This window comes from Streptomyces sp. NPDC107522 (assembly GCF_055657525.1).
Genome location: NZ_JBVKAU010000011.1, coordinates 112,825 through 135,154 on the forward strand (window position 1 = coordinate 112,825; position 22,330 = coordinate 135,154).

23 protein-coding genes are annotated in these 22,330 nt (G+C 71.4%); 12 read left to right on the plus strand and 11 right to left on the minus strand.

Annotated features, from left to right (window positions below; all coding sequences use genetic code 11):
* The 6 genes from ACZ7L6_RS29945 to ACZ7L6_RS29970 form a co-directional block, all read right to left on the minus strand.
* On the minus strand, positions 1-2,007 hold the full coding sequence (locus ACZ7L6_RS29945) for a beta-galactosidase (RefSeq protein WP_471929208.1): 2,007 nt from the start codon (positions 2,005-2,007) through the stop codon (positions 1-3).
* Positions 2,004-3,326 carry a glycoside hydrolase family 36 protein gene (locus ACZ7L6_RS29950; RefSeq protein WP_471929210.1) on the minus strand — a complete coding sequence of 441 codons (1,323 nt, stop codon included), beginning with the start codon at positions 3,324-3,326 and terminating at the stop codon, positions 2,004-2,006. The genes ACZ7L6_RS29945 and ACZ7L6_RS29950 overlap by 4 nt, the downstream gene beginning before the upstream one ends.
* Positions 3,327-3,355: 29 nt before the next feature.
* Positions 3,356-4,252: a carbohydrate ABC transporter permease gene (locus ACZ7L6_RS29955; RefSeq protein WP_471929212.1), complete on the minus strand. Its 897-nt coding sequence runs from the start codon at positions 4,250-4,252 to the stop codon at positions 3,356-3,358.
* The gene (locus ACZ7L6_RS29960) at positions 4,249-5,229 is read right to left on the minus strand and encodes a carbohydrate ABC transporter permease (RefSeq protein WP_471929214.1); all 981 of its coding nucleotides are present in this window, start codon (positions 5,227-5,229) and stop codon (positions 4,249-4,251) included. The genes ACZ7L6_RS29955 and ACZ7L6_RS29960 overlap by 4 nt, the downstream gene beginning before the upstream one ends.
* Before the next feature lie 5 nt (positions 5,230-5,234).
* A complete protein-coding gene (locus ACZ7L6_RS29965; RefSeq protein WP_471929216.1) occupies positions 5,235-6,548 on the minus strand; it encodes an ABC transporter substrate-binding protein in 1,314 nt (437 codons plus the stop codon).
* Positions 6,549-6,814: 266 nt separating this feature from the next.
* Positions 6,815-8,617 (minus strand): copper resistance CopC/CopD family protein, encoded by a 1,803-nt coding sequence (locus ACZ7L6_RS29970; RefSeq protein ID WP_471929218.1) that lies wholly within the window; start codon positions 8,615-8,617, stop codon positions 6,815-6,817.
* Between the two features lie 358 nt (positions 8,618-8,975).
* On the opposite strand from ACZ7L6_RS29970, the gene ACZ7L6_RS29975 reads away from it, so the two are divergent.
* A complete protein-coding gene (locus ACZ7L6_RS29975; protein WP_471929220.1) occupies positions 8,976-9,524 on the plus strand; it encodes a DUF1062 domain-containing protein in 549 nt (182 codons plus the stop codon).
* Between the two features lie 61 nt (positions 9,525-9,585).
* On the opposite strand, the gene ACZ7L6_RS29980 is transcribed toward ACZ7L6_RS29975, so the two are convergent.
* The 4 genes from ACZ7L6_RS29980 to ACZ7L6_RS29995 are packed head-to-tail and all read right to left on the minus strand — an operon-like array spanning position 9,586 to position 13,643.
* Positions 9,586-10,353, minus strand: a complete 768-nt coding sequence (locus tag ACZ7L6_RS29980; RefSeq protein WP_471929222.1) for an SDR family NAD(P)-dependent oxidoreductase — start codon at positions 10,351-10,353, stop codon at positions 9,586-9,588.
* Entirely contained in the window at positions 10,350-10,823 is a 474-nt protein-coding gene (locus ACZ7L6_RS29985; protein ID WP_471929224.1) for a cupin domain-containing protein, read from the minus strand. Before ACZ7L6_RS29985 ends, ACZ7L6_RS29980 begins: the two co-directional genes overlap by 4 nt.
* Complete coding sequence (locus ACZ7L6_RS29990) at positions 10,820-11,440, minus strand: GNAT family N-acetyltransferase (RefSeq protein ID WP_471929226.1); 621 nt, start codon at positions 11,438-11,440, stop codon at positions 10,820-10,822. Before ACZ7L6_RS29990 ends, ACZ7L6_RS29985 begins: the two co-directional genes overlap by 4 nt.
* Entirely contained in the window at positions 11,433-13,643 is a 2,211-nt protein-coding gene (locus tag ACZ7L6_RS29995; RefSeq protein ID WP_471929228.1) for a penicillin acylase family protein, read from the minus strand. The genes ACZ7L6_RS29990 and ACZ7L6_RS29995 overlap by 8 nt, the downstream gene beginning before the upstream one ends.
* Positions 13,644-13,727: 84 nt before the next feature.
* On the opposite strand from ACZ7L6_RS29995, the gene ACZ7L6_RS30000 reads away from it, so the two are divergent.
* From ACZ7L6_RS30000 to ACZ7L6_RS30035, 8 genes are all read left to right on the plus strand, one after another.
* Positions 13,728-14,432: a siderophore-interacting protein gene (locus ACZ7L6_RS30000; RefSeq protein ID WP_471929230.1), complete on the plus strand. Its 705-nt coding sequence runs from the start codon at positions 13,728-13,730 to the stop codon at positions 14,430-14,432.
* A gap of 66 nt (positions 14,433-14,498) precedes the next feature.
* The gene (locus ACZ7L6_RS30005) at positions 14,499-15,986 is read left to right on the plus strand and encodes a hypothetical protein (RefSeq protein ID WP_471929232.1); all 1,488 of its coding nucleotides are present in this window, start codon (positions 14,499-14,501) and stop codon (positions 15,984-15,986) included.
* Between the two features lie 25 nt (positions 15,987-16,011).
* On the plus strand, positions 16,012-16,596 hold the full coding sequence (locus tag ACZ7L6_RS30010; protein WP_471929234.1) for an HhH-GPD-type base excision DNA repair protein: 585 nt from the start codon (positions 16,012-16,014) through the stop codon (positions 16,594-16,596).
* Positions 16,597-17,216: 620 nt separating this feature from the next.
* Positions 17,217-17,888, plus strand: a complete 672-nt coding sequence (locus tag ACZ7L6_RS30015) for an HdeD family acid-resistance protein (RefSeq protein ID WP_471929236.1) — start codon at positions 17,217-17,219, stop codon at positions 17,886-17,888.
* Between the two features lie 86 nt (positions 17,889-17,974).
* Positions 17,975-18,298 carry a hypothetical protein gene (locus ACZ7L6_RS30020; RefSeq protein ID WP_471929238.1) on the plus strand — a complete coding sequence of 108 codons (324 nt, stop codon included), beginning with the start codon at positions 17,975-17,977 and terminating at the stop codon, positions 18,296-18,298.
* Between the two features lie 47 nt (positions 18,299-18,345).
* Positions 18,346-18,471, plus strand: a complete 126-nt coding sequence (locus ACZ7L6_RS30025; protein ID WP_471929240.1) for a hypothetical protein — start codon at positions 18,346-18,348, stop codon at positions 18,469-18,471.
* Between the two features lie 302 nt (positions 18,472-18,773).
* Positions 18,774-19,070 carry a type II toxin-antitoxin system VapB family antitoxin gene (locus ACZ7L6_RS30030; protein ID WP_003999914.1) on the plus strand — a complete coding sequence of 99 codons (297 nt, stop codon included), beginning with the start codon at positions 18,774-18,776 and terminating at the stop codon, positions 19,068-19,070.
* Between the two features lie 110 nt (positions 19,071-19,180).
* Positions 19,181-19,822, plus strand: a complete 642-nt coding sequence (locus ACZ7L6_RS30035; RefSeq protein ID WP_471929242.1) for a LytR C-terminal domain-containing protein — start codon at positions 19,181-19,183, stop codon at positions 19,820-19,822.
* Positions 19,823-19,928: 106 nt separating this feature from the next.
* Here ACZ7L6_RS30035 and upp read toward each other — a convergent pair whose 3' ends face one another.
* Positions 19,929-20,564, minus strand: coding sequence for a uracil phosphoribosyltransferase (gene upp, locus ACZ7L6_RS30040; protein WP_398812124.1), 636 nt, complete (start codon positions 20,562-20,564; stop codon positions 19,929-19,931).
* Positions 20,565-20,728: 164 nt separating this feature from the next.
* On the opposite strand from upp, the gene ACZ7L6_RS30045 reads away from it, so the two are divergent.
* The 3 genes from ACZ7L6_RS30045 (at position 20,729) to tadA (ending at position 22,297) form a co-directional block, all read left to right on the plus strand.
* The gene (locus ACZ7L6_RS30045) at positions 20,729-20,944 is read left to right on the plus strand and encodes a hypothetical protein (RefSeq protein WP_471929244.1); all 216 of its coding nucleotides are present in this window, start codon (positions 20,729-20,731) and stop codon (positions 20,942-20,944) included.
* A gap of 313 nt (positions 20,945-21,257) precedes the next feature.
* On the plus strand, positions 21,258-21,788 hold the full coding sequence (locus tag ACZ7L6_RS30050) for a tRNA adenosine deaminase-associated protein (protein WP_471929429.1): 531 nt from the start codon (positions 21,258-21,260) through the stop codon (positions 21,786-21,788).
* Positions 21,789-21,865: 77 nt separating this feature from the next.
* Positions 21,866-22,297, plus strand: a complete 432-nt coding sequence (gene tadA / locus ACZ7L6_RS30055; protein ID WP_471929431.1) for a tRNA adenosine(34) deaminase TadA — start codon at positions 21,866-21,868, stop codon at positions 22,295-22,297.
* Positions 22,298-22,330: the final 33 nt, after the last annotated feature.

Here is a 22,330-nt window from a genome sequence, read left to right on the forward strand (position 1 = left end):
TCAGCGCACGCGCGGCTCCCGTACGACCGCGACCTCTCCCGCGGCCACCGTGACCGATCCCGGCAACGGCTTGCCCGTCAGCAGTTCCGTGGCGTCCGTCGCGACCGCGATGTGGGCGGGGCGGTCGGTGTGGTTGATCAGGAAGAGGTAGTCGGCGTCGGGGCCGCGCCGCAGGGCCGCCTCGACGCCCTGGGGGGTCGTACGGACGGGCTGCACGCCCGCATCCGCGCGGATGCGGTCCAGCAGCCCCGTCAGGGTCGCCGCGTCGGGCTGGGTGGCGAGGTACCAAGTCGTGCCTTCGCCGAGGGAGTTGCGCGTCACCGCGGGGACGCCCGCGAGCGGGCCGGTCGTGTACGACTCGACCGCCTCGGCGCCGGCCAGGCGCACGCGCTCCGACCACAGCACTCCCGTACCGCCACCGCTGAGCCCCACCGACTCCCCCGGCAGCAGTGGGAACAGCTCGTCGGTCCGCACACCCAGCGCGTCCCGGAACGCGCCCGGGTAACCGCCCAGCCGGACATGGCAGTTCTCGTCGACCGCCCCGCTGTGGAAGCCGACGGCCAGGGTGCCGCCGCGCTCGGCGAAGGCGGTCAGGTTCTTCGCGCCCGCGTCGTCCACCAGGTACAGGCTCGGGGCGAGGACCAGGCGGTACGGCGACAGGTCGGCGTCCGGGCGGACGAAGTCCACCGCCACCCCGGACCGCCACAGCGGCTCGTACCAGGCGCGGACCAGGTCCTGGAAGCGCAGTTCGGCGCTGGGCTGGGACGGGAGTTCCATGGCCCAGCGGGCGTTCCAGTCCCAGACGACGGCCACCTCGGCCGTACCGACGCTGCCGCGCACCTCGGCCAACGCCCTCAGATCCGCACCCAGTCGCACCACGTCACGCCAGATCTGGCTGTCCGTCCCGGCGTGCGGGAGCATCGCCGAGTGCCACTGCTCGGCACCCGCCTTCGCCGCGCGCCACTGGAAGTAGGCGATGCCGTCCGCGCCGCGTGCCACGTGGGCCAGCGCGTTCCGCCGCAACTCACCGGGGTTCTTCGCCCGGTTCACCGGCTGCCAGCTCACCGCGCCCGTCGAGTGCTCCATCAGCAGCCAGGGGCCGCCCGCCAGGGAGCGGACCAGGTCGCCGCTGAGCGCGATGTCGATCTCCGACTCGGGGTCGGCGGACTGGAGGTAGTGGTCGTTGGAGACGATGTCCAGCTTCGGGGCCCAGCGCCAGTAGTCCAGGGCGTCGAAGTTGTACATCACCATGAAGTTGGTGGTGGTGGGGATCTCGGGGGCCGCCGCCAGCAGCACCTGGCGCTCCGCCTCGTACAGCGCCAGCAGTTCGTCGCTGCAGAAGCGGCGCCAGTCCAGCCGGTGGGTGGGGTTCGGGACGGCGCCCGTGGCGCGGGGCGGGAGGATCTCGTCCCAGTCGTAGTACCACTGGCTCCAGAAGCGGGTTCCCCAGGCGTCGTTGAGGGCGTCGAGGTCGTCCGCGTACCGCCTCCGCAGCCAGCGCCGGAAGGCGGCGGCGCTCTCGTCGCAGTAGCACTCCGCGTTGTGGCAGCCGTACTCGTTGTGGACGTGCCACATCTTCACCGCGGGGTGGTCCGCGTACCGGCGGGCGATCTCGCCGGCCATGCGCAGGGCCGCCTGACGGTACGCGGGGCTGCTCGGGCAGAACGTCTGACGGCTGCCGTACGACAGCCCCCTGCCGTCCTTGTCCACGGGCAGCGCCTCGGGGTGGGCGCGGAAGAACCACGCCGGGGGCGCCGCCGTCGGGGTCGCGAGGTCGGCCGCGATGCCGTGGGCGTCCAGCAGGTCGAGGACGCGGTCCAGCACGGAGAAGTCGTACGCGCCCTCCTTCGGCTCCAGCAGCGCCCAGGAGAAGATGCCGACGCTGACCATGGTGACCCCGGCCTCGCGCATCAGGCGCATGTCCTCGGCCCAGACCTCCTCGGGCCACTGCTCGGGGTTGTAGTCGCCGCCGTAGGCGATGCCCTCCACTGACAGCTCACGCTTCATCGGGCGCCTCCCGACGACAGCAGCCGGCGCGTCGTCTCCACGCCCCACTCGTCCAGCGACAGCAGCCGGTCGCTGGACGCCATCAGGCCGCCCGTCGCCTCGACGTGCGCGGCCCACTGCTCCCGGGTCTCCACCGCTGGGCGGGCCATCAGGCAGTCGGGGTCGTTGATCCAGAGGCGGCCGTGCTGCCACTGACGGCCGGCGCCGGTGAACTCGGCCGGGTCCTGGCCGGGCTGGCTGTAGTCGCCGGCCTCGGGGCGGCGGTGCGGGGCCGTGTCGGGGCTGACCCGCATCGCGTCGAACAGGCCGATGGAGGGCAGGATCGGGGCGCCGCAGCCCAGCAGGTAGGCGTCCTCGCCGATCGCCTCGCGGATCAGCTCGATGCCGGACCTGTACGCCGTCAGCGCGTCCGCCTCCGTGTCGTGCCGTACGCCGTCCAGGGCGCCCGCGTAGAGGAAGTCGACCTTGAAGTAGTCGTAGCCCTCGGCGCGGAGCGTGCGGAACACGTCCGTCAGGTACGCCGCCGCGTCCGCGTGGGTGGTGTCCAGGACGCGCAGGTCGTGGCCCCAGTTGCGGCCGGCGTGGGTGAAGCCGCCCTCGGGGGTGCGGACCAGCCACTCGGGGCGCTCGGTGGCGAGGTCGCTCGCCGGGTCGACCAGGAAGGGTGCCGTCCAGATGCCGGCCCGGCGGCCCCTCGCCCTGATCGCGTCCGCGATGCCCGCGCGGGAGCGGAAGCGGCCGGAGAGGGTGAGCCAGTCACCGAGGGCCTTCTGGTAGCCGTCGTCGATCTGGACGACGTCGATCGGCAGGTCGAGGGTCTCCATCGCGCGGAGGTTCTCGTGGATGTCGTCCTCGGTGACGGCGGTGAAGTACTCGTACCAGGAGCACCAGACCGTCGGGGCCGGGCGGGGCGCCGGCAGCTGAAGGCTGTCGGCCCAGTCGCCCAGCACCGACTGGACGGTGGCGCCGGTCCATTCCTTCACCGGGCCGTCGGCGCCGACCTCCGCGACGGCCCCGTCCGTCACGACGAGCCGGATCGAGGGCACCTCACGCGTCGGGTCGAGCGCCGCCCACAAACGGACCGGCGACCCGTCGCCCGGGTCGAGCACCAGCAGGCCCTCGCCCTGGAACGTCCCCTCGGGGACGGTCACGCCCGGGCGGTAACAGACCGTCGCCCAGTTGTCGTTGGTCGGGCGGTACGGCTTGTCGCCGAGGGCGTAGCCGCCGCTGGGGCTCCAGGACTGCCAGCCCTCCTCGTGGACGCGGGCACGGGCCGCGTCCACGGGCACGGAGGCGACGGGGGTGAAGGGGTGGTGCACGGTGGTTCTCTTTCGGAAGTCCGGGCTGGTCAGCCCTTGTTGGCGCCGAGGGTGAGGCCGCTGACGAACTGGCGCTGGAGGAGGAAGTACACGACCAGGACCGGGACGGCGGTGATCAGGGCGCCGGCGGCGATCAGGTTGGGGTCGGTGAAGTACTGGCCGGAGAGGTTGTTCAGCGCCGAGGTGATCGGCATGTTCTCGCCGGTGGAGATCAGCACGAGGGCCCAGAAGAAGTCGTTGTAGATCCAGATGGACAGCAGGGTCGCCAGGGCGGCCATCGCGGGCTTGCACAGCGGCAGGGTGATCTGCCAGTACAGCCGCCACACCGACGCCCCGTCGACCAGGGCCGCCTCGGTCAGTTCGTGCGGGAGCATCTTCATGTAGTTGGCCAGCACGAAGGCGCAGAACCCGGACTGGAACGCCACGTGGATGAGGACCAGGCCGAGGGCGGAGTCGTACAGCTTGCCGCTCATGGTGATGCCGGGCAGGTCCACCAGCAGGTACAGGCGGTACAGCGGGGTGATGATGACCTGCTGGGGCAGCAGGTTGCCGGCGGTGAAGACCAGCAGCAGGGCGATGTTGACGCGGAAGTCGAAGCGGGCGACGTAGAAGGCGACCATCGACGACAGGAACAGGGTCAGCAGCACCGCGGGGACGGCGATGATGAGGGTGTTGGTGAAGTAGTGCGTCATGTCCGACTGGGTGAAGGCGTTCGTGAAGTTCTCGAACGTCAGCTTGTCCGGCCAGGACACATAGCCCTTCTCACTCGTCTCGCCGTAGGGGCGCAGGGCGGCGTAGACGGCCCACAGCAGCGGCGCCAGCCAGGCCAGCGCCGCTCCGGCGAGGAAGAGGTGCAGCAGGATCCGGGCGGGGCGCAGGGGGGTGCGCTGCTTGCCAAGCGCACTCACGGTGCTCACGGTGCTCATGCGCGCCGCTCCTTCCGGAAGGTCGCGATCAGGTAGGGGATGATCACGGCGAGGGAGATCAGCAGCAGGACCACGGCGATCGCGGAGCCGTATCCGATGCGGCTGGACTCACCGATGATGTTGTTGGTGACCAGGATCGAGAGCAGTTCGGTGCCCTCGGCGCCCTTGTTGAAGACGAAGACGAGGTCGAAGGCGCGCAGGGCCTCGATGATGGTGACGACCAGGACGATCGTGTTGGTGGGGCGCAGGGTGGGGAAGATGACGTTCTTGAACGTCTGCCACTCGTTCGCGCCGTCCAGGGCGGAGGCCTCGCGCAGCGCGGGGTCGACGCCCTTCAGCCCGGCGAGGTAGAGGATCATCATGTAGCCGGTGTGGCGCCAGGAGGCGGCGATCAGGATGGCCCACAGGTTCAGGTCCGGGTCGCCGATCCAGTCGATGTACTTGCCGGGCTCGTTGGCGCCGATGAGGCTGTTGATCAGGCCGGTGTCGGGGTTGTAGACGAGCTGCCAGACGAAGCCGATGACGGCCATGGAGAGCACGACGGGCAGGAAGAACGCGGTCTGGTAGACGCGGCTGAAGCGGATCTTCTTGTCCAGCTGCACGGCCAGGAAGAGCCCCAGCGGCGTGGGGATGAGGATGAGCACGACGAACCAGACGACGTTGTGCTCGACGGCCGGCCAGAACTGCGGGTTGTTGGTGAACAACTCCTTGAAGTTGTCCAGGCCGACCCACTGGATGGCGTCGAAGCCGATGCCGTCCCAGGTGGTGAAGGCCAGCAGGATCGAGGCGAGCGCGGTGACCCAGACCAGGGCCACGTGCAGGATCGTCGGCAGCCCGGCCATCAGGCCGAGCGTGAGCCGGTCACGGCGGGTCAGCAGACGCCGGTGGCCCGTCTGCGCCCGCCTGGCGGGGGACGTCGCGCCCGAAGGCGGCACGTCGGCCGCCTCCGGGGACTTGGTGGGGATCTCGGTAGTCATATCGGTCAGCCGGACGCGAAGATCTGCTTCTTCTGACGCTCGATCGACGACAGGATGCCGTCGATGCCCTTGGGATCACGGATGAACTTCTGCAACGCCGGCTGCATCACCGTCGAGGTGAAGTCCGGGCGCGAGTCACGGTCCATGAACTGCGTCAGACTCTTCGCCCCCGAGATCATCTCGAACGCCTTCTTCTGCAACGCGCTGTACGAGGACGTGTCCGCCTTCGTCGAGGCGGCGACGACGTTCGGGTCGGACTTGAGGTAGATCTCCTCCGCGGCCGGAGTGCCCAGGTACTCCAGCAGCTTCACGGCACCGGAGTGGTTCTTCTTCGCCTTGGAGAGCATGAAGCCGTCGGTGGGCGCCTCGACGGTGTCCTGGCCGAACTGCGGGTCGATCTCCGGGAAGGCGAAGAAGTCGAGGTCCTCGCGGTCGGCCTCGTTGGTGAACTGCTGGCCCACGAAGGTGCCCAGCAGATACAGGCCGGCCTTCTTCGACGCCAGCGTCTGCGCGGCGTCCTGCCAGGTGCGGCCGACGGCGCCGTCCTGGTGGTAGGGCAGGAGCTCGGTCCACAGGTCGAACACCTTGCGCACCTTGGCGTCGGTCCAGGAGGCCTTGCCGGCCATCAGCTCGACGTGGAAGTCGTAGCCGTTGGCACGGAAGTTGATCTGGTCGAAGGTGCCCATCGCGGGCCAGGCGTCCTTGTCACCGAAGGCGATCGGGACGAGGCCGTCCTTCTTCATCTGCTTGCACAGCGCGACCAGCTGGTCCCAGGTGGTGGGGACCTCGTAGCCCTTCTCCTCGAAGACGCTCTTCCGGTAGAAGAGCGCCCACGGGTAGGTGTACAGCGGCACGAAGTAGTACTTGCCGTCCTCGCCCTTGCTCAGCTTCTGCATCGCCTCGGGGAAGTTGCCGCTGATCTTCTGCCACACGTCGTCGATCGGCGTGGCCAGACCCTTGGCCGCGAAGAACTGCATGCGGTACCCGGCGAACCAGTGGAACACGTCGTCCGGCGTGCCCTGCAGATACGAGTTGATCTGCTCCTGGAAGGTGTTGTGGTCCTTGGTGTTCACGTCGACCGTGAGCCCGGACTGCTTCCCGAACGCCGCGTAGATGTCGGCGAACGCCTTCTTCGGCACCGCGTCCGACGCGTTGGAGCCGACCGTGACGGTCTTGGGGTCACTCGCCGAACCGCTGCCGCCGCAGGCGCTCAGCAGCGGGATCCCGGCGCCGAGCAGGGCGGCGCCGCCCACGCCGCGCAGCAGGGTGCGGCGGCTGGGCGAGGGCAGGGACAGACCGGAAGGGGAGGTGTGGTGCATCTGCGGCTCCTGAGGGCAGGGACGGCCGTGGCGGCGGCGCGATGAAGTCCGTCGTAATCGATCAGAAATCAACTTGACCGAACACAGTGGCGCAATAACAGCCGTATGTCTGGTCATGCGTCAAGAGGTGTCGATCGCCGTTTCGGAAACGTGACCGATATCTCGAACTGGTACAGACCGAAGAGAAGACCGACGGAAAGATCGAATCGAGACGGGACGGCAACGCCTCGGCCGTGGAACTGCTGCCGCGCCAGGCCGTGTCCGGCCTAGCGGACGACCACGGTCCTGGTCTCGCTCACCTGGTCGACGTCCGACGTCCGCACGGTCACCTTCATCTCCCAGGTCCCGGCGATGGGCAGGTTGAGGAAGCTGTTGCCCCAGTAGCCGCCCTTGTCGGTGAGCCCGGCGTCGAGGGGGCCGATGTCCTTGGCCGGGAGAGTGAAGGAGATCCGCAGTTCGGGGACGATGGAGACGCCGCCGTCGGGGCCGTAGACGAGGGCCTCGATCGAGTTGTCGCCGACCCGGCCCGGGTCGAGGGTGATCTGCACCTTGCCGCGGCCGCCGGGGGTGCCGACGTCGAAGGGGACGGTGGTGACGGAGGCACCGACCACGGCGGGCGCCTGAGCCGCCGCCTCGGCCTCCGCCCGGCCGGGCAGCGTGCTGGTGAGGATCGTGGTGACCGCCAGGACGGCGGCGCCGACGGCGACTTCGGCGAGGACGGAGCGGCGCAGGGCGCGGCGCTGCGGATCCGGGGCGGGCGGGGCGTCGCTCCGCGGCCCGTCGGCCTGCGCTGCATCGCCCTGCGCCGCGTCGCTCCGCGCTGCGTCGGTCCGCGCTGCGTCGGTCCGCGGCGGCTCGGGCAGCGGCGGGCCGCCGACCGGCTCCGGGACCCTTTCCGCCTCCCTTACGGCCGTCTCCGCGTCGGCCGTCGCCAGCCGTGCCGTCCAGCGGCGTGACAGGGCCGCCGCGCCGAGGAGCAGGCACACCGCGGCCAGCTTGAGGGTGAGGAGCCTGCCGTACGTCGTGCCGGTGAGCGCGTCCCAGGAGCCGAGGCCGCGCCAGGACTGGTAGACGCCGGTGACGACCAGGACGGTCACGGAAGCGAACGCGAGACGTGAGAAGCGGGTGACCGCGGCCGGGGTCAGGTGGGCGCGGTACAGAGTGCCGAGCAGGGCCGTGAGGCCGCCCAGCCAGACCGCCGTGGCCAGCAGGTGCAGGGCCGAGGACGTCATCGCCAAGGGCACCTGGATGCCCGCGGAGGCGTGCTCGCCGGCGGCCCAGGTCAGGGCGAGGCCGACGGCGAGGGCGGCGCCGGACCAGCCGTAGGGCTGACGGCGCCGGGACAGCCGTACGAAATAGGCGGCGGCCACCAGCAGCAGGGCCAGCCGCGCCAGCAGGACCACGCCCGGTCGGCCGGTAAGGGTGCGGGTGAGGGACTCGATGCCCAGGGATCCAAGGGGCCCCTCACCCGTCTCGTACGGGGCGCGCAGCACCAGCAGCGCGAGGGTGGCGGCGAGGAGGGTCCACCAGCCCGACCTCAGCAGCCTGGTGAGCAGGGGGGCGTCCGGTGGGCGGCAGACCGCCATGAAGGCCGCCGTGCCGATGAGCAGGGTGGCGGCGAGGTAGGCCAGGTAGCGGGCGATGTTGTAAAGGCCCTTGGTCGCCGGGTCCTCGGTGGGTCCGGTGTCCACGGTGGCCGTGGTGAGGGTGCGTTTGCCGACGGAGAAGGTGAACGCGCCGGAGACCGGGTGGCTGTCGGCCGACACCACCCGCCAGGCAACGGTGTACGTGCCCTGGGCGAGCTTCCCGGGCAACATCACCCGAGCCGTGTCACCGCTGCCCCGGGAGTGCTGTGGCTCGCCCGTGCGCAGACGGCGGCCGTCGGGGTCCAGGACGCGGAAGGAGTCGTCGAGCAGGCCGACGGACTCCGTGAAGGTCAGCGTGAGGTGGCGGGGGGCCGACTTGAGGAGGGCTCCGTCCTCGGGGTCGGTGGCGCGGAGGGCCGCGTGGGCCGACGCGGGGCCTGTGCCGCCGAGGAGGAACAGGACCAGCAGGGTGCCCAGCAGCACCAGCCGTTGAAGTCGCCGCCGCCCTCGAGTCCCGCACCGCGGTCGTCGTCGGTCATCGCACCCCACGTCAGTCACATCTCCGTCGTCGGACTCGCCGCCTCGCGGTTACGTACGGATGCGAAGCGTTCCACGCTCACCCGCGCTTCTCGACACCCGTCACGGCGGCTGCGGAGCAGGCCGAAAACCGGTGGAGCAGCGCCGCCGTCCGCCATTACCGTGCTGCCGGACCGAGTCGCCCAGTCAAGGACGTGCCGTTGTACACCGTGTGAGACCTCCCGAGCGCTGATTCGTCGCGCGTCGCGCATGTGCGCCGCGCTCCTTTCTGCTGCGGATTTCTCACTGAAACCGGTGTATTTCTGTGCTCAAGAACTGGGTGGTCACGCCCACCTGCCTGCCGCTCGTCCGTCGCCGTTGTCACACGTGCGCGTCGGGGCGCTTCCGGGCCGACGGCAAGTTTCGCGTCAACGCGAACCACAAGCTCATCGACGCCTGGCTCCTCGTGCTCTGTACCGCTTGCGGGCAAACCGCGAAGCTCACGGTCCTGGAACGGATGAACGTGCGCTCCGTACGGCCCGAGCTGCTGGACCGGCTGCATGACAACGACCTCGCTCTGACAGCCGAGTTGCTCCAGGACCCGGTCGTACGGCGCCGTAATCGCATCGCCCTCGACTGGGACGACGCCTGGCGCCTCGACACCGGGGGACCGGATCACCTGGACGGCGAGGTGATCGACGTCTCGGTTCGCTTCGCGGCGCGGATCCCCGTCCGGCCGGTGCGACTGATCGCCGACGGCTGCGGTCTTTCACGGGCCGAGGTCGACAGACTGAGCACGAAGGGCAAACTCGTTTCGGCAGTCCGGCTGAGCGGCAAGCTCTCCAGCGACTTCACCTTCATGCTCAAGCGCTGAGCCCTCCCAGGGACCGGGGCCTGTCCGGCAGGAACCGCCGGACAGGCCCCGGCCGCTCCCTTCACCACGTCGGCCGTGCCGACACCCCACCGTCCACCACCAGATCGTGTCCCGTCACCCACGACGCGAGCCCCGACGCCAGGAACACGCACGCGTCCCCCACGTCCTCCGGCCGCCCCAACCTCCCCGTCGGCGCCGCCCGTTCCCACCTGCGCACCCCCTCCGGCCACGCCTCCTCCAGCCCCTCCCGGTGGATCAGCCCGGGCGAGACGGTGTTGACGCGGATACCGAAGGGGCCGTACTCCAGGGCGGCCGAACGGGCGTGCATCAGCACCGCGGCCTTGGATGCGCAGTAGTGGGCATGCAGGGGTGCCGGTCGCGTTGCCTCGATGGAGGCGATGTGGGTCACCGAGCCGCCCCCGCCCTGCTCCCGCATGATCTCGGCCGCCGCCTGTGTGCAGGCGAAGACACTCGACAGGTTGGCGTCCACTACCGCCCGCCACTCCGCCGTGGTCATACCCGGCAGTTCCTGCGTCGGCTGCACCCCCGCGTTGTTGACCAGCGCGGTCAGGCGTCCGCCACCCCACTCGGCGGCCTCCCCCACCACCCGCCGGCACGCGTCCTCGTCGGTCAGATCGCCCCGCACCACCACGGCCCGCCCACCGGCCCCCCGGATGCGGGACGCCACGGCACCCGCCGCCTCCACCGCCGTACGGCAATGCAGCACGACCGCGGCCCCCTCCTGCGCGAACCGCGTCGCGATCCCCCGCCCGATGCCACCGCCCGCGCCCGTGACCAGGGCGACCTGTCCTTCGAGGAGTCCGCTCATGGGCGGCACAGTGCCGCGATCCGGGCGGCCTCGGCGGGATAGCACGCCGTCAGCTCGGCCAAGACGCCGTGCTCGTAGCCTTCGTAGGTGAAACCCGGCGCCATCGTGCAGCCGAAGAAGGTCCAGGATCCGCCCTTCACCACCCGCGCGCCCATCCAGGTTCCGGCGGGGACGGTGAGCTGGATGTGCTGGCCGTGCAGGATGCCGGGGCCGAGCACGGCGGTGCGCGCTGTGCCGTCGGGGGCGAGGAGGAGAAGCTCCAGGGGGTCGCCCAGGTAGTAGTGCCAGACCTCGTCGGACGGCAGGCGGTGCAGGGCCGAGAAGTCGTCCGCGGTCAGCAGGACGACTATCGCCGAGCCCTCCGGCCGCCCGTCGGCGCGCTCCGGTCCCGCCCAGGTCTGCCGGAACAGCCCGCCCTCGCGCGGGATCGGCTCCAGTTCGTAGTGCGCGACGAGGTCCTCCGGGGTCACACCGGGAAGGCTACCTCCCGCTCCAGGAAGGCGAGTTGGGCGTCCTTGCGCGGGATGTACACCTCCGGCAGGTCGATCTCCGGCAGCACGACCGCCGGTCCCGCCGTGAAGCCCTGCCTGAAGAAGCGGGCGATGGCCTTCTCGTTGCGCACGTCGGGGTCGACGACGACCCGCTGCCGGTCCAGGGTGAGGAAGACGTACGACGTGATGACGGTCAGGAGCGCGGCCGTCCAACCGGGCCGTTCGCCCCCCGGACCGGCGGGCGCCAGCAGCAGGTGAACGCCGATGTCTCCGGGACGGACGTCGTAGCACTCGCTGACGCGGTCGGCCTCCGGCTCGTACGTCTGGAGGAGCCCGACCGGGTCCCCGTCCCGGACGACCAGGAAGGCGTGATGGGTGGCGAGGGTGTCCATGTGGGCGTAGATGTCGGCCACCTGGTCCCTGGTCAGGCCGTTCATGCCCCAGAAGGAGGCCCGCTCCTCGCCGGCCCAGCCGTGCACGACCTCGGCGTCGGCCTGCGGGTCGAGCGGCCGGATACGGACGGTGCCGAAGCCGTCGAGGGCCTGCTCGTGAACGGCTTCGCGGACGGGTTCGCGGACGATCGCCGGCTCAGACATCGGACTCCTTCTCGAGCTGGGTGAAATCGGTGACGACCGGAGCCAGGTCTCCCTTGAGCCACAAGGGGAGTTGGTCGCGGTGGTGGGCTGAACCGGGGATGCCGGAGGCCCCGAGCGGGACCACCCAGAGGCTGGCCTCGCGGTCGGCCAGGTCCCAGACGTAGCGGGCGGCGGGGCCGCGCGCGCTCAGGTCGGTGAGGCCGGGTACGGCGGAGGTGCACAGGACGCAGTCGTGGTCGCCGGAGAGGCCGGGTGCGTCGTACGACGGGTCGGGGAGCGCCCGCCAGGGGGCGAGGCGGTGGGTGTCGCCCCAGGTTCCGGTGCGCTGCCCGGCGGCCACGTCCTCCACCGCCGCGCGGACGGTGCCGGCGCGGTCGATGCCGTACAACTCCTCGGTGCGCAGGAGGTGTTCGAGGGCGAAGCCGACGCGCGGCAGCAGCGCCAGCCAGGGGAGGAGGACCTCCGGGTAGGCGGGCGGTGGGGACAGCGCGGCGAAGGCCGGGTGTGCGGCGAGTCGTCGTACGACCGCCGCACGCACCGCCGCGTACACGGCCGCGGCCTCGCTGTCCGCGTCCATACGGCGGTCCCAGGCCAGCAGGGTCTGCCGGACGCGGTCGGCCTCGGGAGTGAGTGAGCCGACCGTGCGCAGGAGGTCCAACAGCGGCTCCGCGGACGCCAGTCGGGTGTCCATGTGGATCGCCGGCATGTCGGTTGCCGCCCAGCGCTCCTTCTCCCCCAGCAGTTCCCTGATGCGGTCGGCGCGATGGGGCGGGGCGAACTCGACGCCGAGCGGGGCGGCCAGCCCGCGCTGGTTGGCCATGGCGGCGATGCCGTCGGTGAGCCCGCCGCGGGGCGTCTCGTGCCAGCCCTGCCAGTCGTGCCCCGGCTCCCAGGCGGGCACGAGCCGCACCCGGTTGGCCTCGGCCCGCACCGGCACCTTCCCGGCCACGCGGTGCAGCAGACCACCCTCGGTGTCGGCGGCCTGGACGACGTTGACGGGCTCGGCCCACAGCTCGACGGCACGGTCGACGTCGGCGACTCTGCGGGCGCGGAGGAGGGGGAGGAGCGCACTGAACCCGAGGTCGCCGGTGACGCGCGGCGGATAGCGAAGGGAGACGGCAAGGGACACCAGCCCGTCCGGCGTCTGAGGACGAGGCCCTTCGGGCCGCCGGGGGTCCAGGGAGCGGAGCCCCTGGGGGACGGGACGGGTAGGGGCGGCGGGGGCGGCCACCTCACCGCTCGCACCAGCCGCATCCACCTCCGCCACCCCACTCTCCAACCCCTCCGGCCCCCCGATGATCACCGGCCCCCGCTCGGTCTCGATCACCTCGACCTCGACCGGCTCCTCCCCCGCCACCTCCACGACCTCGGTGTGCCGCGCCGCGCGCCGCCACACCCCGTCGGGCCCGAGGGCCTCCACCCCCGCCCCCGTACGCCGCAACCGCTCCCGGTACAGGTCCTGGTAGTCGGCCATGGCGTTGGTGATGGCCCAGGCGACCGTGCCGGTGTGCCCGAAGTGGGCGATGCCCGGGATGCCCGGGACGGCGAGGCCGACGACGTCGAACTCGGGGCAGGACAGGTGGATCTGCTGGTAGACGCCCGGCTCCTCGATGAACCGGTGGGGATCCCCCGCGATGACCGCGTGCCCGGTGACGGTCCGCTCCCCGCTCACCAGCCAGCCGTTGCTGCCGGAGGTACCGGGCCCGTCGGTGGCGAACAGCCCCACCGCGTCCGCGCCGAGATGCCGGACGACCTGCTCGCGCCAGAGCTTGGCCGGGAAGCCGGCGAAGAGGACGTGGATGCAGAGCCAGATGCCCAGGGGAGTCCAGGGCTCCCAACGGCCGGGAGCGAGCCCCGTCCGCGCGAACTCGGGCGTACGCCGCGCCCCCTCGGCCAGCCCTTCGTTGACCCCGTCGGCGTACGCCCGCACCCACTCGGCCGTCTCCGGGTCCCGTCTCTCCAGCTCGGCGTAACAGCGTCTGGCCGTGTCGTCGAGCCGGGCCTGTCTGACGAACCGGTCCCAGGACAGTGCCTCGGGTCCGAGGAAGGACGCCGAGGTGCCCCGCGCCCGGTGGCGCTCGACCTCGAGCTGCCAGGCCCGGTCGTGCGCGGTGACGCGCCCCTGGAGGTGGGCGAGTTCGACCGCGCCGCCCGCGCGCAGATGCGGGATGCCCCAGGCATCGCGGTAGATCTCGCCGGTCACCCTGTGTCTCCTCTTGGCTTAAGGTTAGCCTTGCCTAACTAATTGGTATGAGTGCGGGAATCGTACGCGAAGGGTGAAGACGCCATGGGGCAGGGGCACGGCTGGGAGGGCGCGGTCCTGAAACTGCTGCGCGCGAAGGACTTCGTGTGCACGGTGACCGACGCCGAGGACGTCACCCCGCGCTACCGCCGGGTCCACTTCACGGACGGCGGCATGCTGGCGGCGACCGGCGTCCACCCCACGATGTGGGTCCGCCTGTGGTTCGACAACGCGGGCAAGCCCCACCAGCGCGCCTACACCCTGGTCGACCCGGACCCGGCGGCCGGCACCTTCAGCCTGGAGTTCGCCCTGCACGAGGGCTGCGCGAGCGACTGGGCGCGGGCGGCGAAGCCGGGCGACACGATCGAGGCCACGGTCCACGGCACGGGCTTCGAGCAGCCGAGCCCGTCTCCCTCCCATGTCTTCGCGATCGGCGACCCGGCGTCGCTGCCGGCCATCAACTCCCTGCTGGCGGCGCTGGCCCCGGCGCCGGCGACGGTGTGGTTCGAGGGCGACGGGGACGGTCTGCCGGTCCCCGCCGAGGCGCGCCCGGTGCCGCGCCGGGAGGCCGGGGCCCAGCTGGTCGAGCGGGTGCGGGCCGAGCTGCCCGAGCTGCTGAAGGGCAGCCCGGACCCGTACGTCTGGATCGCCTGTGACACGGCGACGACCCGGGCGCTCTCGTCGTACGTGCGCAAGGAGCTGGGCGTGCCGAAGCAGCGGGTGAACGCGCTCGGATACTGGCGGCCCTGACCGCACAACCATTCGCGTGGCTCGTGTGTCCAGTGGGGCATCCGCTACTCAAGTCTGGGAGTCCCGTTGCGCAGAGCAGTCACGGCGGCCGCCGTGCTCACCGCCTCCGTCGCCGTCAGCCTCACCCCGGTGACGTCCTCGGCCGCGTCGCCGTACAAGGGCGCGAACACGGCCGCCGTACAGGACGACTTCAACGGGGACGGGTACCGCGACCTGGCCGTCGGCGCGCCCTTCGCCGCCAACGGCACGGTGGAGTCAGCCGGTTCGGTCGTCGTGCTCTACGGCTCGGCCTCCTCGGTCAGCACCACGCGCCGCACGGTCATCACCCAGGCGACCACGGGCATCCCCGGCGACCCCGAGGCCGACGACCGCTTCGGTACGACGGTGACCAGCGCCGACCTCGACCGCGACGGGTACGCGGACCTGATCGTCGGCACCCCGTCGGAGGACATCGGCGACAAGCTGAGCCGGGGCTCGGTGACCGTCGTGTGGGGCGGCTCCGGTGGGCTGAAGGGCGGCGCCAGCATCGCCCCGCCCAGCGGGTTCGGCGAGGGCTTCCTGAACAACTGCCGGTTCGGCCTGTCCGTGGCCACCGGCGACATGAACGGCGACGGCGCCCCGGAGGTGGGCGTCGGCTCGGCCTGCGAGGCCTCCTCCTACAGCGGCCCCTTCACCCGTACCGGCCAGGCCGCCTCCCGCTACATCGAGTGGCGGGAGAACTCCCGCGGCGTGGTGATGGGCGACGTCAACGGCGACGGCAGGGCGGAGCGCTTCTACCTCGCCGGCCCGACCGACGGCGACATCCGCGGCCCGGTGACCCTCGACAGGGGCGCGCCCGGTCCCGACGAGCCCAGTGAGACCTGGCCCACCGAACTCCCGTACGCCGACGGCCACGCCGGACAGATCGGCGACGTCAACGGCGACGGGTACGGCGACCTGGTCACCGGCATCGCCGAGGACGACTCCCTCGCGGGGACGTCCGGCGCCGCCCACAAGGGCGGCGAGATCCAGGTCCTCTACGGCAGCGCGCAGGGCATCACCGCCGACCAGAAGCCCAAGGTGTTCCACCAGGACACGGCGGGCGTCCCCGGCACCGCCGAGTACACCGACATGTTCGGCCAGTCGCTGTCCGTCGGTGACGTCGACGCCGACGGGTACGCCGACGTCCTCGTCGGCTCGCCCAACGAGGCGGTCGGCTCCCGTGAGGGCGCCGGTACGGCCGTCCTGCTGCGCGGCTCCGCCACCGGCCTGACCACCGCCAAGGCGGCCGGCTACACCCAGGACACGGCCGGGGTGCCCGGCGGGGTCGAGACCGGCGACCAGTTCGGCGCCGCCGTGCACCTCGCCGACCTCAACAAGGACGGCAAGGCCGAGACGGTCGTCGGAGCGCCCACCGAGAACAGCGACGGCTGCGTCTGGGTCGCCCGCGGCTCCGCGTCCGGACCGGTCCTCAGCGGGTCGGTCAACCTGTGCGGGAAGAACGCCGGCATCACCGTCCGGGGCGTCAAGGGCTACTTCGGCGCGGCCCTGACCAGCCCTCACGTGGAGATGTGACGCGGGCAGAGGCATGATCGGGGTCATGGACGTCACGCTTCACCTCGCCCAGGACCCCGAGGCCGACGCACTCCTCGGCCGCAGCCCGCTCGCCGCGCTGGTCGGGATGCTCCTCGACCAGCAGGTCCCGATGGAGTGGGCGTTCAAGGGCCCCCGTACGATCGCGGACCGGCTCGGCGCCGACGACCTGGACGCGCACGACATCGCCGCCCAGGACCCGGAGGCGTTCTCGTCCCTGCTCTCCGAGAAGCCGGCCGTGCACCGCTACCCCGGCTCCATGGCCAAGCGCGTCCAGCAACTGTGCCAATACCTCGTCGAGCACTACGACGGTGACGCCGAGCGCGTCTGGAAGGGCGTCGACGACGGCCGGGAGCTCCTGCGCCGCCTGGAGGAACTCCCCGGTTTCGGCAAACAGAAGGCACAGATCTTCCTCGCCCTGCTCGGCAAGCAGCTGGGCGTACGCCCCAGGGGCTGGCAGGAGGCCGCGGGCTCCTACGGCGAACCGAAGTCCTTCCGCTCCGTCGCCGACATCACCGGCCCCGAGTCCCTGGCCAAGGTCCGCGCCCACAAACAGGAGATGAAGGCAGCGGCAAAGGCGTCCCGCAAGTAGAAGCGCACCACCAGGTGCCGTCGGCTTGGGGCCTGGCCGGGGGCGGGTCGCGCAGCCCGGCGCTGACGGGGTGCCGCCTCTGTGGGTCGGCAGCCACCCCAGCGGCGCGACTGCCCGCACCTACGTCGGCATGACGGCCACAGCTGCGCAGGCTGCGGCAGGACCGGCGTGACGGCACGCAGCTACGCAGGCAACGCGGACCGCGGCGGGGTCGGGGGCGGCCCGCAGCTAGGCACGCAGCCGCAGGCGCGCGGCGCTGGCGCTTACCCCCGCAGGGCCCGCAGCCAGGCACGCTGCTGCGGCCACGCAGCGATGGCGCGTACCCCCACGGGCCTGCGGTCGCGTACGGCGGGAAGGGGACGTGTCGGGGCGTGTCCGCCCGCAGTGGCCGGCGTCAAGGAACGGCACCTCCCTGTCCGGCCCCGGCCGCCGGTCCGAGGACGGACACCCCCCGGCGCGGCCCCGACCCACCCACCGACCCGCAGGCGCTACGCGCACCCCCACCGAGGCCGCACAGGCGCCGCAGGCATCGGCCACGCGCACCCCCACCCAGCCGCAACCGTCATTCAAGTGGCCCGCCCCGAATGGCGGTGCCATCACGCGCGGTCCAAGCATGGACCATGAGCGAGGCACCGACCGGCTCTCCCTGGGGCCGGGACTACGACGACCGCCGGGTCCACTCCGGCCATCCCCCCGGGCCAGGCGTGTCCCACGAGCCCGAGCCTCCCCTCGAGGGCCCCCTGCACGCACTGTCCCGCGCCGCCTGGCAGGTCGTCCTGCTCACCGGCGTCGGCTCCCTGGTCCTGGGCATCCTGATCCTGGTGTGGCCGGACGCCTCGCTCTTCGTCTCCGGTGTCCTGTTCGGCCTCTACCTCCTGATCAGCGGCGTCTTCCAACTGGTCGCCGCCTTCGGCACGCACAGGACGACGTCCCTGCGTGTCCTGGCCTTCATCAGCGGCGCCCTGTCGGTCCTCCTCGGCCTGTTCTGCTTCCGCCGCCCGATGCAGTCGATCCTGCTGCTCGCCCTGTGGATCGGCATCGGCTGGCTGTTCCGCGGCATCACCCAGACCCTGGCCGCCGCCTCCGACCGGTCCATGCCGGCCCGCGGCTGGCAGATCTTCCTCGGCGTAGTCACCACCGTCGGCGGAATCGTGCTGATCGACGCCCCGATCGAGTCGGTCACCGTACTCACCCTGCTCGGCGGCTGGTGGCTCGTGGCGGTCGGCGCCGTGGAGATCGTCACCGGGTTCCGGATGCGGGAACGGGCCCGCCAGGTCCCGCACGAGCTGTGACACGCGCCGCGCCCCGGTACGCCGAGCGGGCGGATCTCCGGCCCGAAGCGATGACCATGGCACGGCCACCGGGGAGATGACCTCCCGTGAGCACCGCGCGAAGCCTCCCGCGCAGCCGTACCTGGCTGCGGATCCTCGTGCTGCTGCTCGCCCTCCTGGTGCCGGGCGCGCACGCCCAGGCGCACGCCCTGCCCGCCGTGGCCGAGGTCTCCACCGAGGTCGCCGAGCAGGACGTCCTGGACACGGTTCTGCGGCCCCCGGCCCGCACCGACCGGCGCAGCCCCGCACGGCTGCGTCCCGCGCCCGTGCCGAAGCCGGCGCCCGGCGCCCCGGTGTGCCACCCCCACTGCGCGCCGCCGCGGCCGCCGTACGTCCCGGACATCCTGCGCACTGTGGTCCTGCGCTGCTGACAGACCCCCGCAACGAGGTCAGTCAGCACGACACAAGGAGCACAGCCATGCCCACCGACCACTACGCGGTCCTGCGTGCCCTGCTGCGCGCGGAGGCCGTACGCAACACACCGAAGCCGCAGATGAAGCAGGAGAAGCCGCAGCAGCCCCCGAAGAAGCGGGAGCGCGGCTGACACCGGCGCGGCGGAGGCACGACTCCCACCCCGGAGCCACAGCCTCCGCCGCCCCCCGATCGCACTCCGGCCAGGCCCCGTCCACAGCCTGTGCATATCGCCCGAACAGCCCAGCGTGCGTCACGAAGAAGACGCGGCCCCCTTTCGGGTCAACCGGCTTCCGTCCGCGCCCGTTCCGGCTTCCGATCCGGCCACGGTTCCCTCACGCCTCGCCGCTTCACACCGGTTTGCAACACTTTTTCCATCGCTACACTCCGTCGCCATGGCTGCGCCCGGAACGTCTGGACCGGTAGGCTTTCCGTGTGATCTTCAAGCGCATCGGAAACGGCCGGCCGTACCCCGACCACGGCCGGGAAAGCACCCGGCAGTGGGCGGACGTCGCGCCGCGCCCGGTCCGCCTCGATCAGCTCGTGACGACCAAGGGCCAGCTCGATCTGGAAACCCTGCTCGCCGAGGACTCGACGTTCTACGGCGACCTCTTCGCGCACGTCGTGAAGTGGCAGGGCGACCTGTATCTGGAGGACGGCCTGCACCGCGCGGTGCGCGCGGCGCTGCAGCAGCGTCAGGTGCTGCACGCGAGAGTCCTGGAACTGGACTGACCCCGGGCCGCGCCCGGCACGTCAACCTGTTGCCCCTTTTGGGTTGGACTGAGCGGCATCGAATGATCATCTAGTAGGCATCGCCGCTCGGGCGCACTACGCTGCGCCCCATGAGCATGCTGACTCCCCCGGGCATGGGCGGCGAGTACCGAATTCGGGGGAACAAGTACCCGCGAATGCGCCGGCCCCGGCGACGCGGCAGGCTCGTCGTCATGGCCGTCGCCTCCGTCGCCGTACTCGGCATGATGGGCTGGGGCACGCTGCAGCTCATCGACGTCTTCACCGGCAACGGCAGAAAGGCTTCGGCAGTCGGCCCGAAGTCCGACTGCTCGACCGGCGCGACTCCCTCGGCCACCGCCGGGGTGCCCCTGCCGAAGCCGGGCGGGATCACCGTCAACGTCTTCAACGCCACCACCCGCAGCGGGCTCGCCAAGCAGACGGCGGACGAGCTGAAGAAGCGGGGCTTCAAGATCGGTGACGTGGGCAACGCGACCGAGAAGTTCGACAAGAAGGTCAAGGGCACCGGGATACTTCTCGGCCCGACCTCGTCCGAGAACACTTCGCTGCCCGTCCTGGCCACGCAGCTCACGGCGGCCGAACCCCGCACGGATGCGTCCCGCAAGGGCAGCGAGGTCGATCTGATCCTCGGCAATGCCTTCAAGACGCTGACGAAGAAGGCGGACGCCGACAAGGCGCTGGCCGCACTGACCAACCCGAAGCCGACGCCCGACGCCTCACAACAAGGCTGCTGAACAACGCCCTGAAGGGGCGCGGGGAACTGCGCGACCAGCCACAACGAACAGGCAAGCCGCTACAGAACCGCACCCCTTACGGCGCCAAGGCGCCATGAAGCCGCCCTTACTCAGCGGCGCCGTAAAGCCGATCCCCCGCATCCCCCAGCCCCGGCACGATGTACCCGTGCTCATTCAGATGGTCGTCCACCGCGGCCGTCACCACCGTCACCGGCGTCCCCGCCAGCTCCCGCTCCATCAGCTCGACACCCTCGGGCGCGGCCAGCAGCACCACGGCCGTGACATCGTCGGCGCCCCTCTTGATGAGCTCCTGGATCGCCGCGACCAGCGTCCCGCCCGTCGCGAGCATCGGGTCCAGGACGTACACCTGGCGCCCGGAGAGGTCCTCCGGCATGCGCGTGGCGTACGTGGAGGCCTCGAGCGTCTCCTCGTTGCGGATCATGCCCAGGAAGCCCACCTCGGCGGTCGGCAGCAGCCGGACCATGCCGTCGAGCATGCCGAGGCCGGCGCGCAGGATCGGGACGACCAGCGGGCGGGGACGGGACAGCTTGACGCCGGTGGTGCGGGCGACCGGAGTCTCGATGTCGATCGCCTCCGTGCGCACGTCCCGCGTGGCCTCGTAGGCGAGCAGAGTGACCAGTTCGTCGGCGAGCCGGCGGAAGGTCGCGGAGTCGGTGCGCTGGTCGCGCAGCGTGGTGAGCTTGTGGGCGACCAGGGGGTGGTCGACGACGTGGAGACGCATGTCCACAACAGTAACCGGGCCGGGGGCACCCGGCGTGCCGCGCGCGGGGACGCCCAAGGCCAACGCGTCACTCATGCACCCGAGGCCGATGCATCACCCGAGCGCTGGCATCAAACCGCCCGTCGGAGGGAAAGTGGGAGGGACGTACCGGGGGTGGTGAGCCTATGCCTGAACCTGAGTCCCCAGCAGATCCCACGGCGGGTCCCCCGCGGGACACGCGGGACACGCAGGAGGAGACCGACGCCGCGCGCCGCCGTCGCCGCGCCCAGTTCCTGCGGGAGCTCGCCGAGGCCCGCGAACTCCGTGACCGCGTCCAGCCGCGCCGCGCCAAGGCGGCCCGCCTGCGGCACGCGATGCGCATGCGAACGTTCCGCTGGTAGAGCGAGCCGCGGCGGAAGATCCGCGGCTCTCGGGGGCGCCTGAGCGGTGGGCGTGCGTGGACACCTGGAAAGCCGCGTACGATCCGCACGTGGCGGCAACGAGTGTGCTGGAGTCCTTCAGGGACGTGCTCGCGGAACTCCGCGGGCCAACGCGATCAAAACTGCCGGACACAGGGAGCCGAAGACGTCCCCTGAACGCCTTGTTTCTGCCACGATTCCGAGTGGGTGGGCCTCGGACCCCGAGCCTCCCCGCCCGCAACCTCCGCCGGGGGGAAGCCCAACCGGCACGCCTATGACCAGTGGGAGAGTCACGGTGTACTTCGCCGCACTGCTCGCGCGCACCGAAGACGGGTGGGAAGCGAGCGACACAGAGCTCGACGATGTGGAGACCCTGTCGGATCTGGCCGACCTGGCCCGGGAGGCCTCGACCGACGAGGACACGGTGCTCGTACTCATCGAGCAGGAGGACGCGTGGTTCGGCGTCGTCCGCGTCGACGGCGAGGACGACCCTCGTATCTACGTCTCGGACGCCGCCGCCGCTGCCCGCAGCAGCTACGGCGAGATCCTGCTCACCGACGAACTGCTCGGCCGGGAGCCCGGCGACGACGGCCCCGACCTGGACGCCCTCGACCTCGACGGCACGGAGGAGCCGGACGGCGACTCCGACGACGAGGACGGCGGCGCCGCCGCCGAGGCGGTCCCGCACAGCCCCGTCGGCGACAGCGAGATCCTCGACGACCTCGGCGTCAGCGAGAAGGAGCTGAAGGCCCTGGACGCCGACGACGCGCTCAACGCGATCGCCGAGGCGCTGGGTGCCTCGGAGGTGCTGGAGACCGTCCGCTGACCTCGTTCGAAAGGGGGTCGGCACCCGACGAGGTGCCCGAGGTGCCCGACCCCGTACGCGATCGCTGGCGGGCCGCGATGCGGCTCGCCCTGGACGAGGCCGAACTGGCCGTCCGGGGCGGGGACGTCCCCGTCGGCGCCGTCGTGCTGTCCGCGGACGGGACGACCGTGCTCGGCGTCGGCCACAACGAGCGTGAGGCGACCGGTGATCCGACCGCCCACGCCGAAGTGCTCGCGATCCGCAGGGCCGCCGCGAAGGCAGGGGAGTGGCGGTTGTCGGGCTGCACGCTCGTCGTCACGCTGGAGCCCTGCACCATGTGCGCGGGCGCCATCGTGCAGTCCCGCGTGGACCGGGTCGTCTACGGCGCCCGGGACGAGAAGGCCGGCGCCGCGGGCTCCCTCTGGGACGTCGTACGCGACCGGCGGCTCAACCACCGTCCCGAGGTGATCGAGGGCGTGCTCGCCCAGGAATGCGCCCGTCTCCTCACGGACTTCTTCCGGGCTCGGTGACGGGCCCCGAATACCGATTTCAGAGCAGGCCCC

What these genes read in the sequence shown, in the direction of transcription:
- ACZ7L6_RS29945 (WP_471929208.1), bottom strand. Translation starts at nt 2,007, where the DNA reads ATGAAGCGTGAGCTGTCAGTGGAGGGCATCGCCTACGGCGGCGACTAC.
- ACZ7L6_RS29955 (WP_471929212.1), bottom strand. Translation starts at nt 4,252, where the DNA reads ATGAGCACCGTGAGCACCGTGAGTGCGCTTGGCAAGCAGCGCACCCCC.
- ACZ7L6_RS29960 (WP_471929214.1), bottom strand. Translation starts at nt 5,229, where the DNA reads ATGACTACCGAGATCCCCACCAAGTCCCCGGAGGCGGCCGACGTGCCG.
- ACZ7L6_RS29965 (WP_471929216.1), bottom strand. Translation starts at nt 6,548, where the DNA reads ATGCACCACACCTCCCCTTCCGGTCTGTCCCTGCCCTCGCCCAGCCGC.
- ACZ7L6_RS29980 (WP_471929222.1), bottom strand. Translation starts at nt 10,353, where the DNA reads ATGAGCGGACTCCTCGAAGGACAGGTCGCCCTGGTCACGGGCGCGGGC.
- ACZ7L6_RS29990 (WP_471929226.1), bottom strand. Translation starts at nt 11,440, where the DNA reads ATGTCTGAGCCGGCGATCGTCCGCGAACCCGTCCGCGAAGCCGTTCAC.
- ACZ7L6_RS30000 (WP_471929230.1), top strand. Translation starts at nt 13,728, where the DNA reads ATGGGGCAGGGGCACGGCTGGGAGGGCGCGGTCCTGAAACTGCTGCGC.
- ACZ7L6_RS30010 (WP_471929234.1), top strand. Translation starts at nt 16,012, where the DNA reads ATGGACGTCACGCTTCACCTCGCCCAGGACCCCGAGGCCGACGCACTC.
- ACZ7L6_RS30015 (WP_471929236.1), top strand. Translation starts at nt 17,217, where the DNA reads ATGAGCGAGGCACCGACCGGCTCTCCCTGGGGCCGGGACTACGACGAC.
- ACZ7L6_RS30025 (WP_471929240.1), top strand. Translation starts at nt 18,346, where the DNA reads ATGCCCACCGACCACTACGCGGTCCTGCGTGCCCTGCTGCGCGCGGAG.
- ACZ7L6_RS30035 (WP_471929242.1), top strand. Translation starts at nt 19,181, where the DNA reads ATGAGCATGCTGACTCCCCCGGGCATGGGCGGCGAGTACCGAATTCGG.
- upp (WP_398812124.1), bottom strand. Translation starts at nt 20,564, where the DNA reads ATGCGTCTCCACGTCGTCGACCACCCCCTGGTCGCCCACAAGCTCACC.
- ACZ7L6_RS30045 (WP_471929244.1), top strand. Translation starts at nt 20,729, where the DNA reads ATGCCTGAACCTGAGTCCCCAGCAGATCCCACGGCGGGTCCCCCGCGG.
- tadA (WP_471929431.1), top strand. Translation starts at nt 21,866, where the DNA reads ATGCGGCTCGCCCTGGACGAGGCCGAACTGGCCGTCCGGGGCGGGGAC.